Consider the following 8,886-nt stretch of genomic DNA (forward strand, 5'->3'; position numbering starts at 1 on the left):
ACCCCGGAACGGGTCCCAAGGCCAGTTCGCGCCGCGGTGCCGGCCAATACGTTCGTAGTACCAGAGATCAGGACCTAGAGGAGGGCACATGACCACCAAGCTCCGCCGCACCGCCACCCGGCTTGCCGCCGCCGGCCTGGCGACCGTAGTACTGGGCGGAGCCGCGGCAGCCGGTGCCTCCGCAGCCCAGCCGCAAACGTGCGACAACAGCCCACTGACCCGCGCCGTCGACGTCGCCCTCTCACTCCGCAGCGCCCTCGACCCCAGCGCCCCAACCACCTGCTGACTCGTCAGGCGTTGGCTTCGAGGGTGGCGAGGTCGCGTACTGCGTAGCGGTGGTGTTCGGCCTCTTCCTTCAGGATCACCTTGAGGCAGCGGCGTACGACGTACTCCTGGTCCGGATACGGGTCCGCCGGCTTGCGACCGCAGACTCGATCGAGCTCGGCCTCGGTGAGCCCGTCGACCACCCGTCGCATGACGGTCATCCGGGCGAGCCGCGGCGTGAGCACCTCGTCGAGGGTGGGAGTCGCTTCGAGGGTGAGCCCGAGCTTCGCTGCCTCCTCGGGCGGCATCCCGCCGGCGGGGAACCCGAACGGGTGGTACGGCGCGTCCTCCTCAAGGACAGCATTCCCAAGCCACGCATCGCTGGCGAACATCAGATGCCGATGAGTCTCGACGAACGACCACTCACCCTGGACCTGCTCATACAACTTGGCCTCAGGCAACAACCTCGCCCGCTCGAGCGTCGCCTCCCACAGCCGCTCGACCGCATCCCACGCAGCCCGGTAGTCGTCGGGCGACGCGGCGTCACGCGCCAGCGCTCGGGTGGGGTGCTGCCGGTCGAGCTCCGCCTCGACGTACGCGGTCACGTCGACGTCGTTGACGACCAGACGCTCGAAGTCCCCGCCGATGTAGACGTCGCTCCCATAGCAGTCAACGATCTTCAGCCCGCTGACCTCACAATCACGGATCTCGAGCCCGGCAAGCTCGGACAAGTGGATACGCCCACCACGAAACTGATCACTCTGGACAAATTCAGCAGCCATCCGAGCAGTCTGTCGCACCTGTCCCACCCGCACCACCGTTGACAGCGGCGGGGTGAAATAGCGTGGGGATGCCGTACCGCGAGACCAGTCTCGGAGCGTGCGGGCTGTCATGGGAGGATTGCGGCATGCTGCGCTGGCTCACCGCCGGCGAGTCGCACGGACAAGCGCTCGTCGCCGTACTCGAAGGTCTTCCCGCAGGCGTCCAGGTCACCACGGATGATGTGGCCGACGCCTTGGCTCGTCGTCGTCTCGGCTATGGCCGGGGCGCGCGGATGAAGTTCGAGCGGGATGAGGTGACTTTTCTCGGCGGATTCCGGCACGGGCTCTCGATGGGCAGCCCGGTGGCGATCCAGGTCGGGAACACCGAGTGGCCGAAATGGGAGCAGGTGATGGCTGCCAACCCGGTCGACCCGGCGGTGCTGGCCGACCTCGCCCGGAACGCGCCCCTGACCCGCCCGAGGCCCGGCCACGCCGACCTCGCCGGCATGCAGAAGTACGGCTTCGACGAGGCCCGGCCGGTACTGGAGCGGGCGAGTGCGCGGGAGACCGCCGCCCGGGTCGCGCTCGGCGAGGTCGCGGCCAGGTTCCTGAAGCAGGCGTACGGCGTCACGATCGTCAGCCACGTCGTCGAGCTCGGCACGGTCAAGGCGCCGTACGGCGTGATCCCGTCGGCTGACGACATCGCCCGGCTGGACGCGGATCCGGTCCGCTGCCTGGACCCGGACGCGAGCAAGCAGATGGTCGCCGAGATCGATCAGGCGCAGAAGGCCGGCGACACCCTCGGTGGAGTCGTCGAGGTGATCGTCGACGGCCTGCCGCCGGGCCTCGGCAGCTACGTGCACTGGGACCGCCGGCTGGACTCCAAGCTGGCCGGCGCGCTGATGGGCATCCAGGCGATCAAGGGCGTCGAGGTCGGCGACGGCTTCGACCTGGCCCGTACGCCGGGATCGCTGGCGCATGACGAGATCGTCGCGGAAAACGGTGAGGTACGCCGTACCAGCGGCCGCTCGGGTGGTACCGAAGGCGGCATGAGCACGGGGGAGACGCTGCGCGTGCGGGCGGCGATGAAGCCGATCGCGACCGTGCCGCGGGCGCTGCGCACGATCGACACGCAGACCGGGGAGGCCGCGTCCGCGCATCACCAGCGGTCCGACGTGTGCGCCGTACCGGCCGCGGGGATCGTCGCCGAGGCGATGGTCGCGCTGGTGCTGGCCGACGTGTCGGTGGAGAAGTTCGGTGGCGACTCGGTGGGCGAGACGTCGCGCAACCACAAGAACTACCTGGCGAACCTGCCGAGCACGATCACCCCGCGCGAGTGGGGTGGCGAGTGAGCGGGCCGGTCGTCGTACTGGTCGGCCCGCCTGGCTCGGGGAAGTCGACGATCGCCGAACTGCTCGCGGCGAAGCTCGGCAAGCAGCACCGCGACACCGACACGGACGTCGAAACCGAAGCGGGTAAGCCGATCTCGGACATCTTCGTCGACTCCGGCGAGCCTGCGTTCCGGGCGCTCGAGCGGGCCGCGATCGTGGCGGCTCTGGCGGCTGACGACGTCGTACTGTCGCTGGGCGGCGGCGCGATCCTCGACGCCGACACCCGCGCCGACCTGGCCGGTCACACCGTCGTCTTCCTGGACGTGTCGGTCGGCGAGGCGGCCAAGCGTGTCGGCCTCGGCGTCGCCCGTCCCTTGCTGCTCGGCAACGTGCGCACCCAGCTCAAGAACCTGATGGACGCGCGTCGGCCCCTGTACGCCGAGGTCGCCAAGCACACGGTCACCACCGACGGCCGCCCCCCAGAGGACATCGCCAACGAAATCGCGGTGCACCTCGGATGACGGATCAGCCGGAGCAGGGGCTGCGCGGATTGGACGGACCGGACCAGGCGCGGCGGATCCGGGTGGCCGCGGCGGCGCCGTACGACGTTGCCATTGGCAACAATCTGCTCGGTGAGCTGCCCGGCTTGCTGGGGGATGACGTCCGCCGGGTGGCCGTGATCCACCCGCGCGCTTTGCGTACCAGCGGTGACGCGATCCGCGACGACCTGACCGCGGGCGGGTTCACCGCGCACGCGATCGAGATCCCCGACGCCGAGGAGGCCAAGTCCGCCGAGGTGCTCGCGTACTGCTGGTCGGTGCTCGGCCAGGCGGGCTTCACCCGGTCCGACGCGATCGTGTCGATCGGTGGCGGGACGACGACCGACCTCGCCGGCTTCGTCGCGGCGACCTGGTTGCGCGGCGTCAAGGTGGTGCATATCCCGACGACACTGCTCGGCATGGTCGACGCGGCCGTCGGCGGCAAGACCGGGATCAACACGGCCGAGGGCAAGAACCTGGTCGGCGCGTTCTGGGAGCCGGCCGGCGTGCTCTGCGATCTGGCCGCGCTGGAAACCCTGCCCCGCAACGACTATGTGAGCGGGCTGGCCGAGGTGGTGAAGTGTGGCTTCATCGCCGACCCGGAGATCCTCGAACTGGTGGAGGCCGATCCGGAGGGCGCCTCGTCACCGGCGTACAAGCACACCGAGGAACTGATCGCCCGCGCGATCCAGGTCAAGGCCGACTCGGTCGGCGCGGATCTGCGGGAGAAGACCACGACGGCCGGCGGCCAGGTCGGGCGGGAAGCGCTGAACTACGGGCACACGCTCGGCCATGCGATCGAGCGGGTCGAACGCTACAAGTGGCGCCACGGTGCCGCGATCAGCATCGGGATGGTGTTCGTCGCCGAACTCGCCCGTGCGGCGGGCAAGCTCGACGATGCGACGGCCGACCGGCATCGCGCAGTACTGGAGTCGCTGGGACTGCCGGTGAAGTACCGCGCCGACGCCTGGCCGCACCTGCAGGACGCGATGAAACTGGACAAGAAGACCCGCGCCGACCGGCTCCGCTTCGTGATCCTCGACGCCCTCGCCAGACCGACGATCCTCGAGGCCCCCGACCCCAGCCTCCTCATCGCCGCGTACGCCGAAGTCAGCTGAGGCTCATAAGTTGGCACGGGAACGGCTGGCCCAGCTACTCGGCGGTTCCGAGCCGGCGGGGTCCTTCAGCGCTCAGCTGCTGGCGCCGGCGCAGTTGCTCCAGCTTGAGGTGGCTGGCGTCGGACCAGCAAGTCTTCCGGTCCGTGCACCCCTGGCGAAGAAGCTCATCGCAGCGGCACGGCCGGCGATGTTCGGGCGACGGGAGGCGACGCTGACCGACACCAGCGTTCGTGACACGTGGGAGCTGAGCCCGGATCAGATCACGCTCTGCGGACCCGACTGGACGGCGCTGATGGAACGCGCCCTGGAACACTTCCGTGATGAGCTCGGACTCCCGCCAACGTCACGCTTGCGGGCTGAACTGCACTCGATGCTGGTCTACGGCAAGGGACAGTTCTTTCTTCCCCATCAGGACTCGGAGAAAGACGATGCGATGGTGGGCACGCTGGTGGTGTCGTTACCTTCGGCCCATACCGGTGGCGACCTGGTTGTCGACCACGCCGGGGAGAGCGTCGCCTACCGAGCGTCGAAGGAGCAGTTGACCTTTGTCGCGTTCTACGCCGACTGTGTTCACCAGGTCACGCCTGTGAGATCCGGGTACCGGGTGACGCTCACGTTCAACCTGCTCTCCAGCAGCGTGGATCCAGCTCCGGAGGTTGCTCCAGCCACCGAGCTGGCGCAGTGCCTGACCGAGCACTTCACAGCGCCGGCCACCACGCGATATGGAAGCCGCGATCTGGACCTGCCGAACCGGCTGGTCTTCCTGCTTGACCACGAGTACACCCAGCGGAGCCTGAACTGGCGCCGGCTCAAGGGGGCGGACGCTGAGCGGGCTGCGCTGCTGCGTGCCGCGGCGGACCAAGCTGGGTGCGAGACGGTGCTGGCCCTGGCCGAGGTGAAGGAGACCTGGGACGCCCTACCAGCCGACAGCTACGCGTGGGACGACAACTACGAGTACGGGGACGACGGTCACCCGGACTCGACTGATGACGCCGCCGACTTTCATCTCAATGAGCTGATCGATGACGAGATCACCCTGGGCTGGTGGACCAGCCCGGACGGCACCGGCGGCGAGACGACCTCGCTGTCCGTCCCCGACTACGAGGTGTGTGCCGCCACCCCGAGCTTGGCGCTGTCGCCGTACGAGTCCGCGTACGAGGGCTATATGGGCAACTATGGCAACACGCTGGATCGGTGGTACCGACGGGCCGCGGTTGTCGTGTGGCCACGGGACAGGGCGTTCGCGGCGCGCGCGGAGGCGGGATCATCGTGGGCTCTGCACGAGCTCGGTCGCCGCATCGACGTGGGAGACATAGATGAGGCGCGTGCCTCGGCGGAGTCGGTTGCGCCGTTCTGGAACAGAGTGGGAGCACAGCCGGGATTGCTGGATGCGGCACTGCACGTGGCTGCGGGCCTGGGTGTCGCCGGGACAGCGGCGATGCTGCTGGAACCATTTCGCCTGGACACCGTGACGCCGGAGCACTCGCGTGGGTTGGCGGCGGTGGCCGCGCAGTACGGCGAGGACTGGACGCGGAGCCTCATCGATGGCTGGTACGCACCGGGGCGACTGTTCGGAACCGACCTGTCCGAATGGGTCGACAGCGTGCTGCCGGCGCTGTGCGGGACGCTGCGCACCGCCGGAAGTCCGGAGGTGGCGCGGCTCCTCGCCACCAAGGCATGGCACTGGATGGGTGGCGAACTCCGGCTCTCGATTGCCTCTCCTCGAAGTGAGATCCGGCAGCAGCAGACGGAGATGCTTAGCTCGCCGTTGGTGCGGCTGATGGAGGCGGCTGACGACGAGCTACGCGACGAGATCACGGCAGGCCTGCGCGAGTGTGGGGACAACGTAGTGGAGTGCCTGATGCCGGCGCTACGTCTGGCGGCCGCGCAGCGGCTGGCGATGCTCGACGGCGTCGCGCGGGACTGCGCGGAGCGGCTCGGCACGATCGTCGCGCGGCCGCCGCGTGAAGAAGACGACTGGTCGATCCAATGGACAGGATGCGGGTGCGGCAGCTGTGACACGCTGGGGACATTCCTTTGCTCCCGGTCACGGCGGATCTTCGAGTGGCCGCTGGCGACAGACGGGCGCCGGCATGTGCACAGCCAGATCGACTCGGCATGGCTGCCGGTGCGGCACCAAACCCGGCGACAGGGACGGCCATACACGCTGGTGCTGACGAAGACCGACGAGCTGTTTACACGCGCCTCGACCGCCCGTCGCCAGGCCGTGGCTGACCTGGCGTGGCTGACATCGACGCGGCGTGACGCATCGGCGCGAACGTGAATCCGGTACGGATCAAGCTCGGGGTTCTCTATTCGAGGACGCGGGCGTAGTAGTCGGGAGAGTCGCGATAATCGTCGTCTCGGTCGAGTTGCGGGTGGCGTTGGCCGTGCGCGTAGGGCAGGCAGCGGTCAGCCAGGTCTGGCGCGGTGGCATTGCGCGTAGCCAGCCATCGGGTCCAGCCGGGTAGCAAGGCCACAAGCTCCTCGGCGAACTCGTCGAGGTAGTAGTTGCGCATGTGCAGCACGGACAGGGCGACCCGGTGCGGGGAACACGCGGCATACACCCCGTTGATCTCGTTGATGTTCCAGGAGCTGGCCAGTTCCTCGGCGAGCTCATCCAGATCCTCCGGTAGTTTCTGCTGGTCAGCGTCACCGCCCCGAAGCCACGCTGCGAACTCGACCGCAGCGGTGGCCTCCGTCAAATCGCCACCTGGTTGGGCTTCCGCCACGGGCACCGCCTTGCTGACCACCTCGGCCAGACGCTTGCTGCGGTGGTACTCGGTGAACTGTCCGACGCTTTCCCCACCAGTGCGCAGGAATCCGTGCTCGGCGGGCAGCAGGGCTATCAGCAGCGATCTGTCGCTGACCGGCGCCAAGTCCGTGCCTGCCGAGGCTATCGGGCCTACCCCGGCCTGCCATGAGGCCAACGCCGCATCCGGCGTGGGGTAGTAGCCGCTGTGAACCGTAAACGCGTCATGCCCGCAGGCGTCGATATCCCACAAGTACCAGCGCACCGGCTGGTCCGCCGTGGTGATCGGTGCGGCGATGGCAAACCGGCTGCCGTACCGGTCGCGGGTCCACAGCACCGTCCCGGCCACCGCAGGCCCGGGCGGTACGGTAGGCAATGCTCGTCCATCCGCCGTGGCTCGCAACTGCGTAATCGCCTCACTCGCGATCTCAGCATGCGGATACGGCAGAACACCCGCCAGCGTGGTGAGGACCCGCCACGCGTCCGCCGATACGGTGGTTCTCAGAGATGCCGTCACCGCGGCATCGGCCGCCGTCACCATCGCCTCGGCCAGGTGCTGTGGGCCAACCGGCACGTCCGGCGCTTGATCCGCCTCGTGCAAGAGCGTGCCCAGCCGTTCGCACAGCAGATCTTCCACGATCAGGTCCGGCTGATCCGCCGCCAGCTTCACGAGGTCTGCGACCAGCTGCGTGGCCGTCTCGGCGGACCAAACATCTCGTCGCGTGGTGCGTTCCTCCCGAAACGCGAGGAGGCTCCGAGCCGCATCCGCAAGCTCATGGTCCCGCTCAGACACAGAACCATCAGATCCGCGCCAATCCAGCGAGACCCGTACAGGTGGGCGACCAAGACCCGACTTGCCGGACTTCCTCTTTTTCCGTTTCCGCGACACAGGCACCGCGAAAGCTTAGGGCCCTGTCCACCTCGCTGCCGACATCGCCGCGCCAGGACGGCTCACCCTAGATGATTGATTCCAAGGGGTCAGTGGTCGTAGGCCAAGGGTGATCGCTTGCTGGGTTGGCCGGTGCGGTCGTTGTGCCAGATCGCGGCGGTCAGGGCCAGGATGCGTTGTACGACGCGGACCCAGACCCCGGCTCTCGCCCTTGCGAGCGCGAATGACTGGCGCAGTAGCCGTATTCGGCCCAGCCGTCCAGATCGCAGCGGCGGGCCTTCAGCAGATCATCGGCGCCCACGACAGTGCTGTCGCGAGGGTGTCCAGATCAGCGTCCAACGCGAGAGTCCTTCGGGCTCGAGCCTTGGCTAGGCAGCGCTGATTCTGGACACCCTTGCTCGTGCCGTCACGATCCCACGCCGACACCAATCCCCGTGCATCAATCATCTAGTGGCGACGTTGAACCAACTGGCCACCTCGGACAGCCAATGCCCTGTCCGCGGTGGCCAGTTCCTGTCCGAACCCGCCAGATCTGGTCGCCGAATCGGCCTCCGGTGCGCGGCCACTGCCTTCTCTGGCGACGGCAAGACGCCGGTCGAATCTCGACCAGCAGTCCACGTCACCGTTTCGGGGCGTCTGCCGAATCCGCGACGGACACTCGTTCACACCAGCCCAACGTCACGCTCACGACGATCGTACGCGGTCAGGCCGGTGCGCAGTCGATCTGAACCGTTGAGGTAGCGATCCCGTCGATTTCGCCCGACCCCGGCGCACCCGGCCTCGACGGCGGCGTGCCACCGCGATGCTGCGGGGCAAACGTGATGCCTTCGAACTCCCGCCAACCAGGTAGCCCCACGCTGCTTGCAGACTGTCATCAGAATTCACTCCTGGTCCTCGCTCTTCTGTTCATGCACCTTTGGATCGCCTTGCCAGTAAGACAATACGGGCCGGGCCGCGATTTGCAACTTCCGCCTACTCAGCGTAGTATCGAACACATGTTCGACAAGGAGATCGCTGACATGGACGCGACCGAGACACTCACCTCGGTCGCATCCATGCACGACCTGCNCACCCGTGCCGACCTCGAAATCCTCCGCCTCGGCCAGCACTTCGCCGACCTGTTCCCCGACCCCGCCACCCTCCCCGGCCACATCTCCCTGCCCGGCGGCGAACGCGCCCACGTCTACGGCGGCCCCGGCTGCCCCGCCGTCGCCGAGTTCGCCGCCGCGGAA

Annotated in this window: 7 protein-coding genes and 1 pseudogene; 5 read left to right on the forward strand and 3 right to left on the reverse strand. The window is 67.9% G+C overall.

Features of this window, described 5'->3' with window-relative positions; genetic code table 11:
* Window positions 1-88: 88 nt before the first annotated feature.
* Window positions 89-286, forward strand: coding sequence for a hypothetical protein (locus tag A3ES_RS0114445; protein WP_020387541.1), 198 nt, complete (start codon window positions 89-91; stop codon window positions 284-286).
* 4 nt (window positions 287-290) lie between these two features.
* Here A3ES_RS0114445 and A3ES_RS0114450 read toward each other — a convergent pair whose 3' ends face one another.
* Window positions 291-1,046 (reverse strand): DinB family protein, encoded by a 756-nt coding sequence (locus A3ES_RS0114450; RefSeq protein ID WP_026162865.1) that lies wholly within the window; start codon window positions 1,044-1,046, stop codon window positions 291-293.
* 125 nt (window positions 1,047-1,171) lie between these two features.
* Between A3ES_RS0114450 and aroC the strand changes: the two genes are divergently transcribed.
* The 4 genes from aroC to A3ES_RS0114470 are packed head-to-tail and all read left to right on the forward strand — an operon-like array spanning window position 1,172 to window position 6,297.
* Entirely contained in the window at window positions 1,172-2,377 is a 1,206-nt protein-coding gene (gene aroC / locus A3ES_RS0114455; RefSeq protein WP_020387543.1) for a chorismate synthase, read from the forward strand.
* Window positions 2,374-2,877, forward strand: coding sequence for a shikimate kinase (locus tag A3ES_RS0114460; RefSeq protein ID WP_020387544.1), 504 nt, complete (start codon window positions 2,374-2,376; stop codon window positions 2,875-2,877). Before aroC ends, A3ES_RS0114460 begins: the two co-directional genes overlap by 4 nt.
* Window positions 2,874-4,013 (forward strand): 3-dehydroquinate synthase, encoded by a 1,140-nt coding sequence (gene aroB, locus A3ES_RS0114465; protein WP_020387545.1) that lies wholly within the window; start codon window positions 2,874-2,876, stop codon window positions 4,011-4,013. Before A3ES_RS0114460 ends, aroB begins: the two co-directional genes overlap by 4 nt.
* A gap of 10 nt (window positions 4,014-4,023) precedes the next feature.
* Window positions 4,024-6,297 (forward strand): 2OG-Fe(II) oxygenase, encoded by a 2,274-nt coding sequence (locus A3ES_RS0114470; RefSeq protein ID WP_020387546.1) that lies wholly within the window; start codon window positions 4,024-4,026, stop codon window positions 6,295-6,297.
* A gap of 28 nt (window positions 6,298-6,325) precedes the next feature.
* Here A3ES_RS0114470 and A3ES_RS0114475 read toward each other — a convergent pair whose 3' ends face one another.
* Together A3ES_RS0114475 and A3ES_RS57050 are read right to left on the reverse strand one after the other, a co-directional pair.
* Window positions 6,326-7,435, reverse strand: a complete 1,110-nt coding sequence (locus tag A3ES_RS0114475; RefSeq protein ID WP_157630507.1) for a hypothetical protein — start codon at window positions 7,433-7,435, stop codon at window positions 6,326-6,328.
* A 308-nt stretch (window positions 7,436-7,743) separates the two neighbouring features.
* Window positions 7,744-7,857: pseudogene (locus A3ES_RS57050) on the reverse strand (IS982 family transposase); the annotation flags it as partial.
* Between the last annotated feature and the right edge of the window lie 1,029 nt (window positions 7,858-8,886).

Origin of the sequence: Kribbella catacumbae DSM 19601, assembly GCF_000372465.1 — a bacterium.
In the GTDB taxonomy this organism is placed as follows: Bacteria; Actinomycetota; Actinomycetes; order Propionibacteriales; family Kribbellaceae; genus Kribbella; species Kribbella catacumbae.

Bases quoted from the DNA above. Each gene is read 5' to 3' on its own strand.
- A3ES_RS0114450 (WP_026162865.1), bottom strand. From the start codon at position 1,046: ATGGCTGCTGAATTTGTCCAGAGTGATCAGTTTCGTGGTGGGCGTATC.
- aroB (WP_020387545.1), top strand. From the start codon at position 2,874: ATGACGGATCAGCCGGAGCAGGGGCTGCGCGGATTGGACGGACCGGAC.
- aroC (WP_020387543.1), top strand. From the start codon at position 1,172: ATGCTGCGCTGGCTCACCGCCGGCGAGTCGCACGGACAAGCGCTCGTC.
- A3ES_RS0114445 (WP_020387541.1), top strand. From the start codon at position 89: ATGACCACCAAGCTCCGCCGCACCGCCACCCGGCTTGCCGCCGCCGGC.